This is a genomic window from Flavobacterium luteum, assembly GCF_008806775.1.
Classification (GTDB): domain Bacteria; phylum Bacteroidota; class Bacteroidia; order Flavobacteriales; family Flavobacteriaceae; genus Flavobacterium; species Flavobacterium luteum.
Map to the genome: position 1 here is coordinate 40,824 of NZ_WAEM01000008.1, position 21,050 is coordinate 61,873.

The 21,050-nt window shown below is 31.7% G+C and carries 19 protein-coding genes; 5 read left to right on the top strand and 14 right to left on the bottom strand.

Going from position 1 to position 21,050, the window contains the following annotated elements; all coding sequences use genetic code 11:
• Positions 1-14 precede the first annotated feature (14 nt).
• The 6 genes from porD to aroC all read right to left on the bottom strand — a co-directional run bounded on the left by porD (position 15) and on the right by aroC (position 5,938).
• Complete coding sequence (porD, locus tag F6464_RS12715) at positions 15-899, bottom strand: type IX secretion system protein PorD (protein WP_151108328.1); 885 nt, start codon at positions 897-899, stop codon at positions 15-17.
• A 78-nt stretch (positions 900-977) separates the two neighbouring features.
• Positions 978-2,225, bottom strand: a complete 1,248-nt coding sequence (coaBC, locus tag F6464_RS12720; RefSeq protein ID WP_151108329.1) for a bifunctional phosphopantothenoylcysteine decarboxylase/phosphopantothenate--cysteine ligase CoaBC — start codon at positions 2,223-2,225, stop codon at positions 978-980.
• Between the two features lie 4 nt (positions 2,226-2,229).
• A complete protein-coding gene (locus tag F6464_RS12725; protein WP_151108330.1) occupies positions 2,230-2,553 on the bottom strand; it encodes a DNA-directed RNA polymerase subunit omega in 324 nt (107 codons plus the stop codon).
• 8 nt (positions 2,554-2,561) lie between these two features.
• Positions 2,562-3,356: an outer membrane protein assembly factor BamD gene (locus F6464_RS12730; RefSeq protein WP_151108331.1), complete on the bottom strand. Its 795-nt coding sequence runs from the start codon at positions 3,354-3,356 to the stop codon at positions 2,562-2,564.
• Between the two features lie 193 nt (positions 3,357-3,549).
• A complete protein-coding gene (locus F6464_RS12735; RefSeq protein ID WP_151108332.1) occupies positions 3,550-4,803 on the bottom strand; it encodes a dicarboxylate/amino acid:cation symporter in 1,254 nt (417 codons plus the stop codon).
• Positions 4,804-4,876: 73 nt separating this feature from the next.
• Entirely contained in the window at positions 4,877-5,938 is a 1,062-nt protein-coding gene (gene aroC / locus F6464_RS12740; protein WP_151108333.1) for a chorismate synthase, read from the bottom strand.
• 173 nt (positions 5,939-6,111) lie between these two features.
• On the opposite strand from aroC, the gene F6464_RS12745 reads away from it, so the two are divergent.
• The 3 genes from F6464_RS12745 to F6464_RS12755 all read left to right on the top strand — a co-directional run bounded on the left by F6464_RS12745 (position 6,112) and on the right by F6464_RS12755 (position 8,141).
• Positions 6,112-6,942, top strand: a complete 831-nt coding sequence (locus F6464_RS12745; RefSeq protein ID WP_151108334.1) for a UDP-2,3-diacylglucosamine diphosphatase — start codon at positions 6,112-6,114, stop codon at positions 6,940-6,942.
• Positions 6,943-7,020: 78 nt separating this feature from the next.
• Positions 7,021-7,548 (top strand): hypothetical protein, encoded by a 528-nt coding sequence (locus F6464_RS12750; RefSeq protein WP_151108335.1) that lies wholly within the window; start codon positions 7,021-7,023, stop codon positions 7,546-7,548.
• A gap of 95 nt (positions 7,549-7,643) precedes the next feature.
• A complete protein-coding gene (locus F6464_RS12755; protein ID WP_151108336.1) occupies positions 7,644-8,141 on the top strand; it encodes a porin family protein in 498 nt (165 codons plus the stop codon).
• 1 nt (position 8,142) lies between these two features.
• Here F6464_RS12755 and F6464_RS12760 read toward each other — a convergent pair whose 3' ends face one another.
• The 8 genes from F6464_RS12760 to F6464_RS12795 form a co-directional block, all read right to left on the bottom strand.
• Complete coding sequence (locus F6464_RS12760) at positions 8,143-8,607, bottom strand: protease complex subunit PrcB family protein (protein ID WP_151108337.1); 465 nt, start codon at positions 8,605-8,607, stop codon at positions 8,143-8,145.
• Between the two features lies 1 nt (position 8,608).
• Entirely contained in the window at positions 8,609-9,772 is a 1,164-nt protein-coding gene (bshA, locus tag F6464_RS12765; RefSeq protein ID WP_151108338.1) for an N-acetyl-alpha-D-glucosaminyl L-malate synthase BshA, read from the bottom strand.
• A 94-nt stretch (positions 9,773-9,866) separates the two neighbouring features.
• A complete protein-coding gene (locus F6464_RS12770; RefSeq protein ID WP_151108339.1) occupies positions 9,867-12,848 on the bottom strand; it encodes a glycoside hydrolase family 3 N-terminal domain-containing protein in 2,982 nt (993 codons plus the stop codon).
• Positions 12,849-12,861: 13 nt separating this feature from the next.
• Entirely contained in the window at positions 12,862-13,344 is a 483-nt protein-coding gene (locus F6464_RS12775; protein WP_151108340.1) for an ABC transporter ATPase, read from the bottom strand.
• A gap of 21 nt (positions 13,345-13,365) precedes the next feature.
• Positions 13,366-14,157, bottom strand: coding sequence for a (Fe-S)-binding protein (locus F6464_RS12780; protein ID WP_151108341.1), 792 nt, complete (start codon positions 14,155-14,157; stop codon positions 13,366-13,368).
• A 59-nt stretch (positions 14,158-14,216) separates the two neighbouring features.
• Positions 14,217-15,542: a (Fe-S)-binding protein gene (locus F6464_RS12785; protein ID WP_151108382.1), complete on the bottom strand. Its 1,326-nt coding sequence runs from the start codon at positions 15,540-15,542 to the stop codon at positions 14,217-14,219.
• Positions 15,542-16,513 (bottom strand): MlaD family protein, encoded by a 972-nt coding sequence (locus F6464_RS12790; RefSeq protein ID WP_151108342.1) that lies wholly within the window; start codon positions 16,511-16,513, stop codon positions 15,542-15,544. Before F6464_RS12790 ends, F6464_RS12785 begins: the two co-directional genes overlap by 1 nt.
• Positions 16,514-16,563: 50 nt before the next feature.
• Positions 16,564-17,733 (bottom strand): N-acetylmuramoyl-L-alanine amidase family protein, encoded by a 1,170-nt coding sequence (locus F6464_RS12795; RefSeq protein WP_151108343.1) that lies wholly within the window; start codon positions 17,731-17,733, stop codon positions 16,564-16,566.
• Between the two features lie 137 nt (positions 17,734-17,870).
• Between F6464_RS12795 and F6464_RS12800 the strand changes: the two genes are divergently transcribed.
• A complete protein-coding gene (locus F6464_RS12800; RefSeq protein WP_225318083.1) occupies positions 17,871-20,534 on the top strand; it encodes a putative LPS assembly protein LptD in 2,664 nt (887 codons plus the stop codon).
• Between the two features lie 100 nt (positions 20,535-20,634).
• The gene (locus F6464_RS12805) at positions 20,635-21,018 is read left to right on the top strand and encodes a RidA family protein (RefSeq protein ID WP_151108345.1); all 384 of its coding nucleotides are present in this window, start codon (positions 20,635-20,637) and stop codon (positions 21,016-21,018) included.
• The last annotated feature ends 32 nt before the right edge of the window (positions 21,019-21,050 follow it).

Consider the following 21,050-nt stretch of genomic DNA (forward strand, 5'->3'; position numbering starts at 1 on the left):
TGAAAACCATTCATTTATCTAATTTCAGACCATTTAGCAGCATTTAAAGGAGAAACTCTGTTTAAATTAGTTACTAAATCGTCTATTGGAATATTTGGTCCACCAGAAAAAATAGAAACAATTTCATCTGATTTTGCATCAAAAAAAATACGAGATAAAAAGGCGTTCGGACGAATTGAGTTTATTTTTGAAAACGATTCAATTGCAGATTTAATTTTAGATTTAGCCCCTTTTATATCTGCATTCATAGTATCTAATCCTGACAAATGATATTGAAACATTGCTTCTCTAAAAACACTAAAAGTGTTTGACATAATGTCATTTAGAAGATGGAATCTATTTTGGTTACTATCGCCTTGAGACCAACCTTTATAACCGCCGTTTTGAGCAACAGAAGTTATTTCTTGCGCAGTTTCAAAACTAGATGTTCCACCGTTTAGTGCAAAAGTATCAGCATCAATGCCAATTATCATGTAACAGTAATAAGCAATCACTGATAATAAATTAGAATCGAAATTGGCTGGATTGAAAATTAAATTTTGAAATTCAGTATAAGTAAAACTAAAATCTTTATCGTTGTAATTAAACACTGGCGAGGAATACGTAGAATTATAAACTGCTCTTGATGATTGCACTTGCAATGTTGATGTGAATTTATCAACATCATATGAAGTAACATTTATAACCATCGAACAATTTATTCTTTCGTAAGGTTTGTATTCTTTTCCTGTCCAATTGGTTTTATTAATAAAGTCTGACAATGCTTTTTCTAGAGTGCCAAATATTTGATTGTTGGTTCGCGTTACTTGGTCAAAATTTACTTTTACAACACAATTAAGCTCTTGAGCATTTACAAAGGGCACTGAAAACAGCAGAAAAAAAACAAAAATTTTATTCATATTTGTAAAAGATATTATTAAAGGTCATAAATGGTATCCGCTTTTCACTGATTTGTGTTTGCTAAAGCAAACTTCTAGTTAATGGCGAATTTCATAATGCGCAATAATTTTGTTTAGTATATCATTAGCAACGGCTTCTTTCGATTTTAATTGCATAGACTCCACATTAAAAAAGGAATCAATAAAAGTAACTTTATTGGTAGATTTTCCAAATCCAGCACCTTCATCTTGCAATGAATTTAAAACTATCAAATCTAAGTTTTTTTTCTGAATTTTTAACTTTGCATTTTCAATTTCATTTTCGGTCTCTAAAGCAAACCCAATTAAAAATTGTTTGTCTTTAATTTTCCCTAGAGACTCTAATATATCTTTTGTTTTTTCTAATTCGATAGTAAAACTTGCATCCGATTTTTTAATTTTCTGATTTGCCACATTCTTGGGCCTATAGTCAGCAACTGCTGCTGCGGCTATAGCTACATCAACTTCACTAAAATAAAGATGACAAGCATCGTACATTTGTTGTGCAGAAATTACGGAAATTAATTTTACATTAGCATCATCCAATATTTGATGAGTAGGTCCAGTTACTAAAATGACTTCTGCACCTAAACTCGAAGCACTTTTAGCAATATCAAAACCCATTTTCCCTGAAGAATGATTTCCAATAAAACGTACAGGATCTATTGCTTCGTATGTTGGTCCCGCAGTAATGAGTATTTTTTTTCCTTTTAAGGGAAGTTTACTTTCTAAATCGGCTTCAAGAAATGCAATAATATTCTCAGGTTCTGCCATACGACCTTCGCCAGAAAGCCCACTGGCAAGTTCTCCATTTTCAGCAGGAATTATAGTATTTCCAAAGTTTTTTAAAGCCTGAAAACTAGCGACAGTTGATGGATGTTTGTACATATCTAAATCCATAGCCGGAGCAAAATAAACAGGGCATTTGGCTGATAAATAAGTTGCAATTAACAAATTATCGCAATTGCCATTTACCATTTTAGAAAGTGTATTTGCTGTAGCTGGAGCAATTACCATAATATCTCCCCAAAGTGCTAATTCTACATGATTGTTCCAAAGAGTATCACTTTTGGGATGTTGAGTATTATTCTTAGAGTCATCATCTATATTATAAAAAGTAGAATAGACGGGATTTTTTGAAAGCGTAGATAAAGTGAGTGGAGTTACAAAATCCTTAGAAGCAGGTGTCATTATCACTTGGACATGCGCACCTGCTTTTATAAATAATCGTACTAATGTTGCTGTTTTGTAAGCGGCAATACCACCAGAAATTCCTAGTATTACTTTTTTACCGCTTAAAACTGACATTATACTATTTGTTATTATTAGTATCTCTGTAATAAATTTTACCGTCTAACCATTCTTGAACAGCTAGGGCATGAGATTTAGGTAATTTTTCGTAGAATTTTGAAACTTCAATTTGTTCCTTGTTTTCAAAAACTTCTTCCAAACTATCATTATAAGTAGCAAATTCTTCCAACTTTTCTGTTAGTTCTTTTTTAATTTCAGAATTAATTTGGTTTGCTCTTTTAGCCATAATCGTTATCGCTTCATATACGTTACCAGTAGGCTCTTCAATAACACTTTTATTGTAAGTGATTGTGTTTACTGGAGCATTCGTCTTTTTTAAATCCATGACTTTAATTATTTAGAAAATTGTTGTAAATCTTTTTCAATCTTGGCTAACATTTCGTCAGCTTTTTCTCGGTATTCTTTATTCTCGGTATTTTTAATTAGGTTACCGTAGGCAACTTTAGCATTTAACAATCGGTCTTGCATTTTCGAAACTACACTATTTATTGCTAAGCGATAAGCAGAATCTAACCTAAAAAATAAGGCTTCCTCTTTGTATTTTGTTCCTGGATAATCTGAAATAAAGTTATCTAGTGCCACAATTGCTGATTTGTAATCTGAAATTGTATTGTATTGTTTTGCATTTTCGTATACTTTCTTCTCGATTTTATCCGTCAATATTTTTAAATCTGCATTGGCTTCATTAACAAATTCAGAATTTGGATAGACATCAATAAATTCTTGTAGTTTATTAATTGCTTTAAAAGTATCTGCTTGATCTAAACTGTATACTGGGGATAATTTTGAATAACTTTTAGCTCCTAAAAAAGACGCTTCTTCTACTTTCTCACTTTTTGGATAGCTAGAGGCAAAACTTTCGAATTGATATCCTGCTAAATAATATTGCTTGGTTCTATAATAAGACTGAGCAAACATATAAAACATTTTTTCAGCTTGAGGCTTTCCTCTATAAGCTGGGGCAATTTCTTCAAAAATACGTATTGCCTTTTCAAATTTCCCTAAATCGTATAACTTAGAAGCCATTTCATATTTTACTCCAACATCTTCAGATTTTAATGCTTTTTGATATTCACTACAGGAGCAAAAAAAGCTAACAAGAAGGATAAAACATAAAATTTTCTTCATTTTTAATGGTAATATGCTAATAATTTAAAACAATAAACGGAATTATAAAACCAACTGCAAATTTAGTTTTTATTTTAATGAATACAAATATTTATTTTATTAAATAAAACTTATTAAAAGCTGGATGAAAATCTAGATGTAAACTGATTGAGTCTTTCCTGATGAATTATTTTATAAATAAATGGAAAACCTACTATTCTTTTTCCCATTTCCCAATGGCTGAAGTTGCTAATGCGTTTCCTAAAACATTTGTTGCGCTTCTAAACATGTCACAAAAATGATCAATTGGAAGAATTAAGGCAATTCCTTCAACTGGAATTTTAAACATTCCGCAAGTGGCTGCGACAATTACTAAACTCGCTCTTGGAACTCCTGCAATGCCCTTACTCGTAAGCATTAAAACAAACAACATCGTTAATTGAGTAGGTAAATCTAAAGGAATATCATAAGCTTGCGCAATAAAAATACTTGCAAAAGTCATGTACATCATACTACCATCTAAATTAAAAGAATAGCCTAAAGGCAACATAAAAGAAACGATTTTGTCTTTAACTCCAAAACGCTCCAACTCTTCGGTAAGTTTGGGAAAAACGGCTTCAGAACTCGTCGTTCCAAAAGCAATAATTAACGGACTAACAATATGTTTTAAAAGTGTAATCATTCGTTTGCCTAGAAGAACAAATCCAATGGCTAAAAGAAAAAACCAAAGCGAAGTTATACCAACTAAAAAAGAACCAAAAAACTTGGCATAGGTCAATAACAAATCATTCAAATCTCGAATGGCAAAAACCCCAGCAATAGCTCCAAAAACACCCATCGGAGCAAACTTCATAACATAGTTTACCATTTTTAAAATGATATGTGACGTTTTATCAAGAGCATTAATTACAGGTTTAGTATAATCGCCTATTGATGCAGCCGCTAATCCAAAAAAGATAGAGAAAATTACAATTTGTAATATTTCATTCATAGCCATAGCTTCTATAATACTCTTTGGAATAATATGTTCTACAAAGTTTTGAGCAGAAAAATTTTGCGTTTTCTCCGTTACTTCTGAAGCAGTCGATAAATCGATTGTATTTAATTGAAGTCCAACACCTGGCTGTAAAACATTTACCCAAAACATTCCTATTAACAACGAAATAAATGAAGCTGAAAAGAACCAAGCCATTGCTTTTCCTCCTATTCGCCCTACGGTTTTAATGTCGCCTAATTTTGCTATTCCAACAACCAAAGTAGTAAAGACCAACGGAGCAATTATCATTTGCACCAATCGAATAAAAACAGTAGCCAATATTTTTATTTTATCACTAAATGCCTTTGCAGTAGCTACATCATAATTTTTGAATATAAATATTCCTAAAGCCGCTCCAAGCAACATTGCAATAAGTATTTGAACCGTTAAATTGGAGAAATACGATTGCTTTTTAGTTTCTGTTGTTGTCATAAATAGTTTAGATTGTTTGAAAAAACTTAAAACTAAGGTAGAGCATTATTAGTAATAATAAATTGACTTCTGTTTACAAATACGTCTTATTTAACAAATAAAAATCAGCTAAAACTAGGGCTGCCATAGCTTCAACAATAGGCACAGCACGAGGAACTACGCAAGGATCATGGCGTCCTTTTCCGGTAAGCTCAACAATGTTTCCTTGATTGTCTAAAACTTCTTGTTTCTGAATTAATGTAGCCACTGGCTTGAATGCCACTCGGAAATAAACATCCATTCCGTTGCTGATTCCACCTTGAATTCCACCCGAAAGATTCGTTTTAGTAGTTCCGTCAGGATTGTATAAATCATTGTGTTCGCTTCCTTTCATTCTAGCGCCACAAAATCCGCTTCCGTATTCAAAACCTTTTACGGCATTTATAGAAAGCATGGCTTTACCTAATTCGGCATGTAATTTATCAAAAACAGGCTCACCTAAACCAATAGGTACATTTTGAATGACACAAGTAATGGTACCTCCAACGGTATCGCCTTGTTTGCGAATGTCGCGAATATGCTCTTCCATTTTTGCAGCAGCTTCTTCGTCAGGACATCGTACAGGATTGCTTTCTATTTTAGAAAAATCCAATTCTTGATAGGGTTTATCAATAAAAATTTCGCCAACTGACGAAACAAAAGCATTGATTTTAATGTCTTTTAAAACTTGTTTGGCAATAGCACCCGCTACTACTCTACTAGCGGTTTCACGAGCTGAACTTCTACCGCCACCACGATAATCGCGTATACCGTATTTTTTTTCATACACATAATCGGCATGACTGGGTCTATATGTATCTTTTATATGTGAATAATCATCCGATTTTTGATTCGTATTCGGAATTATAAAACCTATTGGAGTTCCTGTAGTTTTGCCTTCGAAAATTCCGGAGAGAAATTGAACCTCATCTTCTTCTTTTCGTTGGGTAACAATTGCTGACTGTCCCGGTTTTCTTCGTGACATTTCGTATTGAATATTTTCTAAATCGAGAACGATACCCGCCGGGCATCCATCAATAATTCCACCTAAAGCTTCACCATGTGATTCCCCAAAAGTGGAAAGTTTAAAAAGTGTTCCGTAACTATTTCCTGCCATTATAATTTAATTTTAAACAAAAGTACCATTTTAGTTTTAGGTTTAAAAGCATAAAATTAAATCTTATAAATAAAAATAAGCACTTCAGTCACTTCTTGAACTATTTATTAATGTTTAGTTTATTCCTTGTTAATATACATTGTATTAATTTGTAAAACTTCAAATCATTTACATTGAAAAAGCGAAAAATAGAATTAGTTGTACTATCTGATATTCATTTAGGCACTTTTGGATGCCATGCTAAAGAATTAGTTAACTATTTATCTACTATTAAACCAAAAATTTTAGTACTTAATGGAGATATTATTGACATTTGGCAATTTAGAAAATCGTATTTCCCTTCGACTCATTTAAAAGTAATTCAAAAGATTATAAATCTGGCTTCAAAAGGGACAAAAGTATATTACATCACTGGTAATCATGATGAAATGCTTCGCAAATTTAGCGATCTCACTATGGGAAATATTTCTCTAGTTGACAAAGTCGTTTTAGAATTAGGCGATAAAAAAGCATGGATTTTTCATGGAGATGTTTTTGATACCTCCGTACAACATTCTAAATGGATAGCTAAATTAGGTGGTGTTGGCTACGATTACCTGATTTTAATAAACCGATTCGTAAATTGGTTCCTATCAAAAATAGGCAAAGAGCCCTATTCCTTTTCAAAAAAAATAAAATCTAGTGTAAAAAAAGCCGTCAAGCATATTTCTGATTTTGAGCAAACCGCTACAGAACTTGGAATAGAAAAAAAATATGACTTTGTTATTTGTGGTCATATCCATGAACCTAAAATTATAAAGAAAGAAAATAAAAATGGTTCAATTATGTATTTGAATTCAGGCGATTGGATAGAAAATCTAACTGCATTAGAATACAATTACAAACGCTGGAAATTGTATCGTTACAAAGACACTAACTATACTGAAGAGGAAGATTTATTTGAAATGGAAAATATGATTAGTAGTAAATTAATTGCTTCGCTTATTTTTACTGAAAAAAAGTAATTGTTTAAATACTTGTATGCTTTTAAAACAAAGTCAATTTTAAGGTTGTATATTTGCCGAAACAAATACATTTATTATATGAAAAAACTTATTTTTTCTGCTTTTATGCTCATTGGAGTAGCATTTGGCTCACAAGCACAAGACATTTCAAAAAACGCTTTAGGCTTGCGTTTAGGCAGCAATGATGGTCTTGGTGGAGAAATTTCTTATCAAAGAAAATTATCTTCTGACAACCGTTTGGAACTAGATTTAGGGTGGCGAAATAGATCTGATTATTATAATAGAGGTTATGATGATAATGCAATAAAGTTTACAGGTTTATATCAATGGGTGTGGAATATTGATGGCGGATTCAATTGGTATGCTGGCGTTGGTGGGGGATTAGGTAGCTGGAGTACTGATTACAATAAAAAAGATGAATACTATAATAATAGTGGTGTTTTTGTATTTGCTGCTGGTGATATTGGGATAGAATATAATTTTGACGAGGTGCCAATTATGCTTTCTTTGGATTTTAGACCTGAATTTGGGCTTGGAGGAAATAAATATTATAGAAATAATTATGGGTCTGATATTGCTTTAGGAATTAGATATAGATTCAATTAATAATTTATTTTTCAATTTAAAATCCTGTTTTTTTAATAGAAACAGGATTTTTTATTTAGAGATTGTATATTTGTAAAAATAAAACTCATTTTTTTATGAAAAAAATTATATATACGCTCCTTCTTTTTATATCGTTTTCATTTTTATCGCAAGCCCAAGAAATTGCAACAAATGCAATTGGAGTTCGAATAGGCAGTTACAACAGCTTTATAGGTGAACTTTCGTATCAAAGAGGACTTTCAGATAGTGATAGACTTGAAATTAATTTGGGTTTAAAAAGAAGTAATAAAGATATAGATTCTTATAAATTTACGGCTCTTTACCAATGGGTTTGGTATATAGATAAACGATTTTATTGGTTTGCTGGCTTTGGTGCTGGCTTTGGTGTTTGGGAAAATGATGTAAAAAATGATGCCTATAATGGAAATTTCCTTTTTGCGACTGGCGATATAGGCATTGAATATTCCTTTTGTGATACCCCATTAATACTGTCTTTAGATTACAGACCCGAAATGTATTTTAGCGATTATAAAGAAAAAAACAAAGATAATTTTAGAGGAAATATTGGATTAGGAATAAAGTATCGTTTCTAAATTATTTGACAACTAACTCTTTTTTTGAATTTATTTTTACAATAGTATACGGATAAATGTATTCGGGAAGTTTTGAATTTGAACTATTGGATTGTATTTCTTCAATTTCAACTATAATTTTATCATTCGTTTCTATTATACTTTTTATAAGTATTGAAGATCCTGAAATTTCTTTTTCACCAAGATTCAAAATAATAAAATTACAAGTATTTATATCCTCTTGTTTTATTTTTTTTCTCAAATTTGCATCACTTAGCAACATTTTTATTTCTCTTGGCTCTGAGAGAATTTCAAAAAAACGAATATGAGCTCCACCATCTTGTTGCTCTGTTAGTACTTCATATAATTTTTGAGTTGTAGTTGTTTTTGTAACTGATTTGCATGAAAACAACAACAATAAAGAAAAAATGACTAGCATTCTCAAGACATAAATATTTTTAATAAAAGAGCTGTTATTAAACTTCATTTTATATTTTCTTTTTACTTAAAACTGCTTTTTCTTTAGAATCTTCTATAGCTTTATGGTAAATTGCTTCATACAATGGAAGGATGTTTTTGATGTCGAATTTCCGAGCTGTCTTTAATGCATTTTGCTTAAATTTATTTAGAATAGTATCCTCTTTTAATATTTTTAATGCATTTGAAGCCATTTCATCAACATTACCAACATCACTTAAATATCCTGAAAAACCATCAAAATTTACTTCTGGTAAGCCACCCGAGTTACTAGAAATTACTGGAACACTACATGCCATCGCTTCAAGAGCTGCCAATCCGAAACTCTCGGTTTCTGAAGGCAATAAAAACAAATCAGAATAACTCAAAATTCGGTCTATTTCATTACTGTTTCCAAAGAAAATAACTTTATCGGCAATTCCTAATTCATTACACAATCGCTCTGCCTTTTCTTTTTCGGGCCCATCGCCTACCATCAACAATTTTGCAGGTATCTTTTTTTGAATTTTGTTGAATATTTTAATGACATCAGGAATGCGTTTCACTTTTCTGAAATTACTGATATGAGTTATAATGCGCTCCTCTTGTTTTGCTAAAACCGAACGATAACAAGGAATATCAGAATCTATTTTTTTAGTATCTAATTCTATAAAATTAGGGATTACAACTATTTCTTTTTTTATATCGAACAACTTTAACGTATTGTCTTTTAAACTCTGTGAAACTGAAGTTACTACGTCTGACTTATTAATACTAAAAGTTACTGCTGGCTTGTAAAAGGGGTGATTGCCCACTAAAGTAATATCAGTTCCGTGAAGTGTAGTTACCATTGGAATTTTGATTCCTTCTTCTTTCAGCATTTGCTTGGCCATATATCCTGCATAAGCATGAGGAATGGCGTAATGAACGTGAAGCAACTCTATTTGATACAATTTGACCATGTCGACCAATTTACTTGACAACGCCAATTCATAGGGTTGATAATGAAACAACGGATATTCAGGAACATTTACTTCATGGTAGTGCACATTTGCATTCAATAAAGCCAAACGAACAGGCTGACTGTAGGTAATAAAGTGAATTTCGTGTCCCCGCCTTGCCAATTCAAGACCAAGCTCGGTTGCTACAACTCCGCTACCTCCAAAAGTTGGATAACAAACTATGGCTATTTTCATGTATAATTTTTAATAAACGAATTTAAGGAAATCAAAATGTTTTTTAGGAAAACTTACGTTAAAAAAAATAAAAGGTCTATGATTAGTTAAAAAACTATTTCACAATTGCCTCATAAATCACTTTCTGAATATCTTCTCTAATGTTCTCTTTTGACAAAGTATTGGTAGCATTGGTACCTGGAAAAGTTCTGTTGGATAAAAACACATAAACAATCTCGGTTTCTGGATCAGCCCAAGTCATAGTTCCTGTAAACCCAGTATGTCCAAAACTAGTTAATGATGCACAGCCACAAGTGGGTCCTGCAGCTCCAGGCTGTTGTGGTTTATCAAAACCAATTCCTCTTCTATTTCCTTCTGCACAGAAATAACAGGTATTAAAATCGGCAAATGTTTTTTCAGAAAAATACTGACGATTGCCGTAATTGCCTTTTTGCAAATACATTTGCATTATTTTAGCAACATCCATAGTATTAGAGAAAACACCTGCATGTCCGCCAACTCCGCCTTCCATGGCTGCCGCCATATCGTGTACATACCCTTGAAGCAATTGATGACGGAAATAGGTATCGATTTCAGTTGGAGGAATAATGTATTTGTTGAATTTTCGTAACGGATTATAGGTGGTATTATTCATCCCTAATGAATTATAAAAATGCTCTTGAACTAAAATATCAAGGGTTTTACCTGTAATTCTTTCCAGATATTCTTTTAAAATAATAAAGGTATAATCACTGTATTTGTATTCTTTTTTAAGTATTAACTTGCTATCAACAATTTTTTTCATAATCGTATCATGATAATCATTTCTTAAAAAAAGACTATCGGCAACTTGTTTGGAAAATTGCTCATTTGCTACTTTGCTATAATATTTAGGCAAAGGAAATTTTGAACTGTCAAGAGTGGCTTTATAAAAAGGAGTCCAAGCCTCAAAACGGGCATAATGAGATAATAACTCTTTAAACGAAATATCTTTTTTATCTGACTGATCAAAAATAGGAAGCATAGTACCTAAAGTAGTTTCCATAGTAACCTTTCCTTGATCGTATTGTTGCATTACATTTGGTAAAGTTGCAACGATTTTAGTCAATGAAGCAATATCATAAATATCTGAATTTACCACTTTTACTTTATTTTCATAGGTGTGATAACCAAAAGATTTTTGATAAATTACTTTTCCTTTTCTAGCCACTAAAACCTGAATTCCAGGGGTCATTTTTTGATTAATGGCTTTGTTTGCAAAATTGTCAATCTTGGATAAAACTTCACTGTTCATACCCACATTTTCAGGTATAGTAAATCCAAGTCGATTTAGTTTTTGTGTCGTTAAACCATCATTAATTTTAAAATTTGTATTTATAGAAACAGGCAATTTACCTTTGGCATCTATAGCGCCAAAAAGCAATTCGGCAGAAACGATTTGTGCTACATCGCTGTTTTGATACGATAGTACAACACCTTCTATTTCATCAAAATTTAAAATAGTATTTAGTGCGTAGGGCTTTGTAAATACATCTAATATAACAATGTTGTTTTTTGCTAGCTCTTGCAACCAAAGTAATTCTGTATCTGTAAAGTCATATTTTTTCCAAGCTTTATCCGACTTATGAAAACCAACAATTACAGTGTCATAGTTTTTAAGTTTTACATTTAAACTATCTATATTTTCATCAAAAACTTCGGTAACCTCAGTATATTTTTTTAAAGTAGTAACGAAAGAACTGTTTATATCATCTCCCAATTTAACATAAGCTATTTTGTTATTTTCTAAATTCTTAATGGGAAGAATCTCATTTTTATTTTTTAAAACTGTTATTGCATTTTCATACAATTCATATTGCAAAGCATCATTAGCAGTTGTATTTAAATCCTTGTAAATGTTAGGAACAGGTATGGGCTCATAATTATTCAATCCTACTTTATATTTGTATTTCAATATTTTTCTTACCGAATAGGCAAGTCTTTTCTCTGTAATTAAACTGTCTTGATAAGCAATACATATCTTTTCTTTGGCAATAGGAACATTTTCGGCACAAAGTAGGATATCATTTCCAGCAAGAAAAGCTTCTAAATCAATTTCGCCAGGATCTCTGAAATTTTTTGCAGCTTTCATATTCAAGGCATCCGTAAAAATAAGTCCTTTAAAGCCGAGTTGCATTTTTAAAATATCGGTAATTATAGTATGAGAAACGGATGACGGTAAATTTTCTTTAGGCTCTAAACTTGGCACATTCAAATGCGCTACCATTACAGATGCCAAACCTTCATCAAATAACTTTTTGTAAGGATAAAACTCAATATCCTCCAATCGTTCTTTAGAAAAACTGATTGTTGGGAGCGCCGCATGAGAATCAATTTCGGTATCACCATGTCCTGGAAAATGTTTTCCTGTAGCTAATAAATTTAAACTTTGATACCCTCTCATTAAAGCTAAAGCACTTTCAGCCACATTTACTTTGTCTTCTCCAAAAGAGCGAAACCCAATAATTGGATTTTTAGGATTGGTATTGATATCTAAAACAGGGGCAAAATTAAAATGTACTCCTACTCTTTTGCTTTGCTCACCCATTTGCACTCCAACTTTCTCAATCCATTTTTTATCTTTAATTGCACCAAGAGTCATATTCCAAGGGTAACGATAAGTAGAATCTAATCGCATACTTAAACCCCATTCGGCATCTATACCTATGAGAAGTGGGATTTTGGATTTTGATTGAAATCGATTGGTTAATTTGGCTTGACGAACAGGTCCTCCTTGAAAAAATATTAATCCGCCAATTTTATAATCTTGTATCAATTTATCAATAGAATTGATGTGAAGTGAATCTTTATTTGAATAGGCCGAAACCATAAACAATTGTCCAACTCTTTCATCAAAAGTCATTTTATTGTAAACGCTATCTACCCATTTTTTTTGATTTTCAGAATCAAATCCGTAAGTATCATCAAAAACTGGTTTTATTATTGGAGCAATAACAACCTCTGGTGGTTTCGGAATTACCGTTTTAGGAGTAACACAACTTACAGTAAAAATATAAAGACAACTCAGAAGGAGTATTTTTATAATTGTATTTTTCATTCTCTTTTTATTATTAAAAGAACCTGCTATGCCAGCTATCGCCTGCAGGAACTTCCCAATTTTCATTCCATTCCTCAATAGAATTGACTAAATTATTAAATACAATCGTGTTTTCGGTAACGGCTTTATCTTTAGCCATTTTTTTGAAATCTATTAACGTTTTATGCGCTACATGATCTCCAAGTTTAAAAGTTACATTCATTTTATCTAACAAATCGACATTGTAGTTTTTTTCTAAACTTTGAATAAATTGCACCGAAGCGTCTATAGAACAACCAGTTGCGTTTTGTACTTCTTGATTTACTGCTAAAATGATAAAACGATTGTATTTTAATTGGTAAGAAGCTTCAAGACTTGTGCCATGTGCAGCCCAATTTTGTAAAAATGATTGTAAGGCAACATCAATTTCAGTGATTTCCTCATCAGAGAATTTTCTGTTAGATTGATAGATCCAGATTTTTGATTCTAGTGGTAAATTTTCAAAAGGAACAAGCATGAGATTTAGGATTTTTAGATTTTATAAATCTTGAGCATTAGCAATTAATTCAGCAATATCCATTACTTTGACATCGCTTTCTTTTTCTTTATTTTTAATCCCGTCGGTCATCATAGTATTGCAAAACGGGCAACCTGCGGCAATAATATCTGGCTTGGTTTCGAGTGCATCTTCTGTTCTTTCGATATTAATTTCTTTGTTCCCAGCTTCTGCATCTTTAAACATTTGAGCACCACCAGCTCCGCAACACAATCCGTTGGCTCTTGAGCGTTTCATTTCTAGTAATTCGGCATCCAATTTCTGAATTAAATCTCTAGGAGCTTCATATATATTGTTAGCTCTTCCTAAATAACACGGATCGTGAAAAGTAATTCGCTTTCCTTTAAACTGTCCGCCTTCGATGGTTAATCGTCCTGTATCCAAAAGTGATTTAAGAAACTCGGTATGATGAATCACTTCATATTTGCCCCCCAATTCTGGATATTCGTTTTTTAAAGTATTAAAACAATGTGGACAAGCAGTAACAATTTTCTTAGCTTCATAAGCGTTTAAAACTTCAATATTCATCATAGCCTGCATTTGAAACAAAAATTCATTTCCGGCTCTTTTGGCAGGATCCCCAGTACAACTTTCTTCGGTTCCTAATACTGCAAAGGAAACATTGGATCTGTTTAAAATTCGAACAAATGCTTTGGTTATTTTTTTGGCTCTGTCATCAAAACTTCCTGCACAACCTACCCAAAACAAAACTTCGGGTTGCTTGCCTTGTGCCATCATTTCTGCCATTGTTGGCACGTTTATTACTTCTGACATAATTTTTTTGTTTCAAGTTTCAAGTTCAAAGTTTCAAGTTTTAAAACTTAAACTAAAATTTACTCGTTCTTCCAATTCAATCGATCTTGCTGATTGTAAGGCCATGGGGCACCATTATTTTCTATATTGGTCATCATGGCATTTATAGGTTGTGGTGCTGCGCTTTGTTCCATTACTAAATATCTTCTCATATCCATAATAATAGATAATGGACTTATATTTACTGGACATTCCTCAACACAAGCGTTACAAGAGGTACAAGCCCAAAGTTCTTCGGTTGTAATATAATCGTTGAGCAACGTTTTATTGTCTGGCACAAAAACGCCTTTATTGGCATCGATATTTTTACCTACTTCCTCTAAACGATCTCTGGTATCCATCATAATTTTTCGAGGAGACAATTTCTTACCCGTTATGTTTGCAGGACAGGAAGATTTACATCTACCACATTCGGTACACGTATAGGCATTTAACAATTGCACCCAATTTAAATCCATAACATCACTAGCTCCAAATTTACTAGGTATTGCGTTTTTATCTATTGGTACTGTGGCGAATGGGTCGGCATTTGGATCCATCATTAATTTTACTTCTTTAGTAACTGAAGCCAAATTATCAAATTGTCCGTTTGGATTCAAATTAGCATAATAAGTGTTGGGAAAAGCCAAAAGAATATGCAGATGTTTAGAGAAATACAAATAATTTAAAAAACACAAAATTCCAATAATGTGCAACCACCATACGAACCGTTCTATCATCATAACGGTAGTTTCTGGAATTCCGTTAAAAATTGGTTCAATAAATTGAGATATTGGAAATGCTCCTGCTAATTCATAATGTCCAAAATTCAATAATTGTAAATGATAGTCAGAAGCATTCATTAAAAGAAATAAAGACATCAATACAATTTCGAAATACAAAATATAATTGGCATCACTTTTAGGCCATCCTTTTAAATCTGAACTTACAAAGCGCTTGAGATTGATGACATTTCTTCTAATTAAGAAAACAATAACAGCTACTAAAACTAAAAAGGCTAAAATTTCAAAAGAACCTATTAAAACATCATAGAAAACTCCTAGAAATGAAAACACACGATGGGTTCCAAAAAGACCGTCGATAATAATTTCAAGTACTTCAATATTTATGATTACAAAACCTAAATAAACAATAACATGCAGTATTCCAGCAATTGGTCGCTTTATCATTTTAGATTGACCTAATGCAATCATAGCCATATTTGACCAACGTTGAGCAGAATTATCTGAACGATTTATGTCTTGACCTAATTTTATATTTCGAATGATTTTCTTGATATTAATCACAAAAAAGCTTATTCCAAAACTTAGAATTATTGCAAATAAAATAGTATCTAAATAGCTTATCATTTGCTAGTTTTTTGCTTTGATATAGAATCGCTTACTGGAGTAACATATGGCTTGTTTTTCTTTCCAAATACAGAAACATTAATGTAACGTGTAGGATTTAATCGTACATCTTGCAATAATAATTCTAATTCTGTGGCTGTTTTACTAAAATTGTTGTACAATGCATCGTCTTTCATTAACTTACCAAATGTTCCTTTTCCAGACTGAACATCTGCCATGATGCTGTTTACTTTTGACAAAGTGTTCTCTAAATTGTTAATAGTTTTTCCAATATTTGCTTTAGAAAGTGAATCGGAAATTTTACTAAAATCATTAGATACTTTATTGAAATTAGTAACAATTCCTCCTATTTTTTCTTTGTTTTCATCCAGTATAATATTGACACTTTTTGAAGCTTTATTAAATTCGGTTAACGTATGGTTAAGATTTGAAATACTACTTTTTATATTTTCAGTCGTTTTTGCATCAAGAACTTTGTTCAGATTAGTTAAAAGCGAATCTGCACTAACTATCATTTTTTCTGCTTTTTCTTGAAGTGGAGTTAGTTTCTCAGCAACAAGATCTGTTAATCCTGGTTTAATAGAACCCAGTAAAAATGATTCTGTTTCTGCTATCGATTTATCGGCTAAATTCGGAATGATTTGAATTTGCTTCCCACCAATTAATCCTGGCTCATAAATTTTTACAATACTCGATTTAGAAATAGGAAAATCACTTTTTATAAGCAATTCTACAATTAGTTTTCCAGTAGTATTTTGAAGTTTTATGCTATTGACTTTGCCTACAACTAAACCATTTATGGTTACAGGAGCAGCATTTGCGAGACCTTCAACGTTTTGATATTCTACATAAAATGTTCTATAATTGGTAAATAAGTCTTTTCCTTTTAAGAAACCGTATCCCCAAATAAATAATAAAATGGAGCCTATAACTAATATTGCGGTTTTAATTTCTCTTGATATTTTCAAAATTTTTGTGATTTAAAGCAAATTTAAAATAAATTATCTGAACTAAAGGATTATTTTATGGCATCCTGAATACTAATTTTCTTACCATCCTTAAATGCAATTAAGTAAGCCGAAGTAAATCCTTTCGTTTTTGCTTCTTCTAAATTGCGTTTTGCATTACTATAGTCAGAAGTTTCTCCATAAGTATACTTATAAAATGTTCCATTATCTGTATTAATGGCTACATTCTTTAATCCTTTGAAGTTACTTGGAATTAATTCTATTTTTTTTGCTACTGCTGCAATTTGAACTTTAAAAATAACTCCCGAAGTCTCCTCAATAGTCTTAATTTGTGGCTTTTCGACGGTTGTTTTTTGTGCTATTTTTTCTGCTTTTTTTATAGTTGTAGTATCCAATAGCTTTTCTACAAATCGTTTTGAAGGCTTCTCATAAATTTCATTACTGCCATTACCAAAATATTCTTTTTTGTAACTTAATATAGCATCCGCAATTGTTTGAGCTACTTGGTCTTGTCCTTCTTCAGAATCTAATAATTGCCCATCTTTTAAGTTAGAAATAAAACCTGTTTCTATTAATACTCTTGGCATGTAGGCTTTGTGCAGTACCATAAATGGAGCTTGTTTTACTCCCCTGCTTTTTCTATCAAAATTACCAATAAATTGATCTTCTATTTTACTGGCTAATGAAATACTGTTTTCTAAATATTCCTCTTGCATCAAAGTCATGCCTATCATTGTACTTGGATTGTTGGGGTCAAAACCTTCGTATTTTTGTTTGTAATCTTTTTCTAAAGTAATTACCGCATTCTCACTTTTTGCTACAGCAAGATTTGAGGCATTTTTGTTCAAACCCATAACATAAGTTTCTGTTCCTTGAGCAGCAGGATTTTTATTAGCATTGCAATGTATAGAAACAAAAATATTAGCATCCGCTCTATTAGCAATACTTGAGCGTTCAACAAGTTCAATAAAGACATCTGTTTTTCTTGAATACACAATATCGATATTAGGATTTTCTTCAAGAATTTTTCCTACTTTAAGAACAATGGCCAATGTAATATTTTTTTCTATATGACCGTTGTAAACTGCCCCAAAGTCATGTCCTCCATGTCCTGCATCTAAGGCAACTTTGAATTTAGCGTTTGATTGTCCATAAGACACTAAAGCAATTGATATGAAAAAAAAGGTAGAAAGCAATTTAAATTTAGATATAATATTCATTGTGTTTTAAAAGTTAATTTAAATAAAAACGTTTTGTCTTTAATTTTTATAATTGTTTACTTTTGACCAAAAATTATGTTTAAGTTTGGCTCTTCTAAAAACTAAGCCATATTTTTACAAAAATAGCATTTAAACCTTTGCGTACAAACTTATTTAATATCGTTTTATTAGCCTTTTTCCTAACAATAGGAAGTGCTAATATTTATTCGCAAGATATAAACAAGAAATCGACTGCTATACCTGTTAATAAACAGGCTGATAGCTTAAAAATTGTAACTACAGACATTCCTATTATTTCTGATAGTATTAAAGTAGATAGTATCAAAAAAAAACCAATTCTTGAAGGTAAAATAAAATACAAAGCAGAAAAATATGCAAAAATAGACCAAAAGAAAAAATTGATTACGCTGTATGATAAAGCAGAGTTGTACTATCAAGATATTGAGTTAAAATCAGGAATTATTGTTTTTAATTATGAAAAAAATGAGGTTTATGCTGGTAGAATAAAAGATTCGTCTGGAGTGTATACACAATTACCTAATTTCAAACAAGGTAGTAATGTGGTTGAACCCGATTCCATTCGATTTAATTATAAAACAAAAAAAGCTCTTATATGGAACTCCAGAACTGAGCAAAGCGAATTTAGAGTTAAAGCAGAAATATCAAAAAGAGTTAATGATTCTGTTTATTTCATGAAAGGTGCTCGCTTTACAACATCTACCGATATTGACGACCCCGAATATTATTTTAAGACTAGTAAAGTAAAATATGTGCCAGGTAAAAAAGTAGTTACTGGCCTTACAAATATGGTAATTGCGAATGTCCCTACCCCTCTTGCACTTCCTTTTGCTTTTTTTCCTATGACCGAAGAAAGTCAATCGGGTATAATTATTCCTACTTTTAACGACACCAGACAAAGAGGCTATTCCTTACAAAATGGCGGTTATTATTTTGCTTTGAGTAAAAACTATGATTTGGCTGTTCTTGGCGATTATTATACCAACGGAAGTTATGCGCTACGATTTGAATCGAGCTATGCTAAACGGTATAAGTTTAGAGGAAATGTAAATATTAGATATGAAAATTTAATTCAGAGCGAAAGAGGTTTTCCTGATTATTCTAAAACAAATATATATAACATTCAATGGTCGCACTCACAAGACTCAAAATCAAGTCCAAATTCGCGTTTCTCTGCATCGGTAAATTTAGGAAGTAGTAGATACTTTCAACAATCAATAAATCAATTAAATGCAGGGTCTAATCTTAACAATACATTAAATTCTTCTATTTCATATTCTAAAACATTTAATTCTGTACCACAAGTAAATTTATCGCTAACAGCCTCTCATTCACAAAACACAAGAACAGAAGAAATTAATATGACTTTACCTACACTTCAAATGAGTGTAGATCGTATTTTTCCATTTGCATCTGGTGAAGGATTAAAAAAAGGATTCTTTAAAAACATCAATTTTCAATACAACTTAAGAGGAGAAAATCAGATTAAAACCACAGATTCATTATTTTTTAAACCACAAATGTTTAGAGATGCCAAAGCAGGATTTCAGCATAGTATTCCTTTAAGCACCAACTTTAAAGTTTTTAAGTATTTTAGTGCTTCAACCTCAATAAACTATCAAGAAGTTTGGTATATAAAAACCATAAACAAATCTTTTGATTCCGATTTAAGTAAAGAAGTAATTAAAGATATAAATGGTTTTGATGCGTTCAGAACCTATTCTTTTTCTTCAAGTATTGGTACAACTATATATGGTACTTTTAATTTAGGGGAAACAAAGAATATAAAAGCCATTCGACATGTTATGAGACCAGCGGTTTCATATAGTCAAACCCCAAGTTTTTCTAAATATTATGATACGTATGCTGCAGATGCTAGTGGGACTATGATAAAAGAATATACTCGTTTTGAAGGAGGGATTTTTGGAGCACCAGGAAAAAACAGATCTAATAACGTTGGAATTAGTTTAAGTAACACTTTTGAAGCCAAGGTAACCGATAAAGATTCTACTAAAACAGAGCCTAAAAAAGTGATGCTTTTAAACAATTTAAATCTTTCGACGAGTTATGACATTGCAGCAGATTCATTACGTTGGGCTCCACTAAGAGTTAGCGCTGGTACACAATTTTTTAAAAATAAAATGAATGCCAATTTTGGCATGACCTTAAACCCATACGCAATTAACAAATCTGGACGAGAAATCAATACTTTTAATATTGATAATGGAGGGAGTTTATTTAGGATGACAAGTGCTAATATGACACTAAACTATTCCTTAAGCAGTCGTGATGGAGATAAAGATAAGAAAAAAGAGAATAAACAAGGAGAGAGAAATGGGGGTCGTGATGACGATTTGTTTGGAACCAATACCGATTTTAGTGATAGAAGAGAAAGTCAATTTGGCAATGATAGTGAAGAAGATTCCTTTAAGGGGTTTTATAAAGCCGATTTGCCTTGGGACATCACATTAGCGTATCAACTAACCTACTCTAATGTAAACAGAGAAAATGCTATTAGTGGTAATTCACTAATGGTTTCAGCCAATACAGACCTTACGCCAAAATGGAAAGTAGGAGCCTCAACTGGTTATGATTTTGTGCAAAAAGGAGTAACCTTTACTCAATTACGATTTGAACGAGACTTATTAAGTTGGAGAATGGATTTTAATTGGACACCTTTTGGAGATAATGCCTTTTGGGGTTTCTTTATCGGAATTAAATCGGGCGTTTTAAGCGATATTAAATGGGACAAACGTACTATTCCAGATCGATTATTGAGATAAATAAGTTTAATTTTTAGTTATAAAATTGATATCTTTAATTCATTAAATTTATATTTTTAATTTATCTTTCACAATAATAATAATAATAATAATAATAATAATGAGTAAAAAAATAATTACAACCGATAATGCACCAGCTCCGATTGGCCCCTACAATCAAGCTGTTTTAAAAAGTAATACATTATATATTTCTGGACAAATTGCACTAAATCCTTTAACAATGGAATTAGTTCTAGATACCATAGAACTTGAGACTACTCAAGTAATGAATAACTTAAAAGCAATTCTAGAAGCTTCAGGAATGACTTTTGAGAACGTTGTAAAATCGACTATTTTCATTATGGACATGAGTGATTTTACAGCAATTAATTCTGTTTACGGAACCTTTTTTGACGAAAAAACAGCTCCAGCTCGAGAAACCGTTCAAGTTTCTTGCTTGCCGAAAAATGTAAATGTTGAAATTTCTATGATTGCCATTTTATAGAATGATATCATTGATATGTAATTACATATTAG

Excerpts from the sequence above, each read along its gene's own strand:
- F6464_RS12760 (WP_151108337.1), bottom strand. The coding sequence starts at position 8,607 with ATGAAGTTTAATAACAGCTCTTTTATTAAAAATATTTATGTCTTGAGA.
- porD (WP_151108328.1), bottom strand. The coding sequence starts at position 899 with ATGAATAAAATTTTTGTTTTTTTTCTGCTGTTTTCAGTGCCCTTTGTA.
- F6464_RS12725 (WP_151108330.1), bottom strand. The coding sequence starts at position 2,553 with ATGGATTTAAAAAAGACGAATGCTCCAGTAAACACAATCACTTACAAT.
- bshA (WP_151108338.1), bottom strand. The coding sequence starts at position 9,772 with ATGAAAATAGCCATAGTTTGTTATCCAACTTTTGGAGGTAGCGGAGTT.
- coaBC (WP_151108329.1), bottom strand. The coding sequence starts at position 2,225 with ATGTCAGTTTTAAGCGGTAAAAAAGTAATACTAGGAATTTCTGGTGGT.
- F6464_RS12730 (WP_151108331.1), bottom strand. The coding sequence starts at position 3,356 with ATGAAGAAAATTTTATGTTTTATCCTTCTTGTTAGCTTTTTTTGCTCC.
- aroC (WP_151108333.1), bottom strand. The coding sequence starts at position 5,938 with ATGGCAGGAAATAGTTACGGAACACTTTTTAAACTTTCCACTTTTGGG.
- F6464_RS12795 (WP_151108343.1), bottom strand. The coding sequence starts at position 17,733 with ATGAATATTATATCTAAATTTAAATTGCTTTCTACCTTTTTTTTCATA.
- F6464_RS12750 (WP_151108335.1), top strand. The coding sequence starts at position 7,021 with ATGAAAAAACTTATTTTTTCTGCTTTTATGCTCATTGGAGTAGCATTT.
- F6464_RS12755 (WP_151108336.1), top strand. The coding sequence starts at position 7,644 with ATGAAAAAAATTATATATACGCTCCTTCTTTTTATATCGTTTTCATTT.
- F6464_RS12780 (WP_151108341.1), bottom strand. The coding sequence starts at position 14,157 with ATGTCAGAAGTAATAAACGTGCCAACAATGGCAGAAATGATGGCACAA.
- F6464_RS12775 (WP_151108340.1), bottom strand. The coding sequence starts at position 13,344 with ATGCTTGTTCCTTTTGAAAATTTACCACTAGAATCAAAAATCTGGATC.
- F6464_RS12735 (WP_151108332.1), bottom strand. The coding sequence starts at position 4,803 with ATGACAACAACAGAAACTAAAAAGCAATCGTATTTCTCCAATTTAACG.
- F6464_RS12770 (WP_151108339.1), bottom strand. The coding sequence starts at position 12,848 with ATGAAAAATACAATTATAAAAATACTCCTTCTGAGTTGTCTTTATATT.
- F6464_RS12805 (WP_151108345.1), top strand. The coding sequence starts at position 20,635 with ATGAGTAAAAAAATAATTACAACCGATAATGCACCAGCTCCGATTGGC.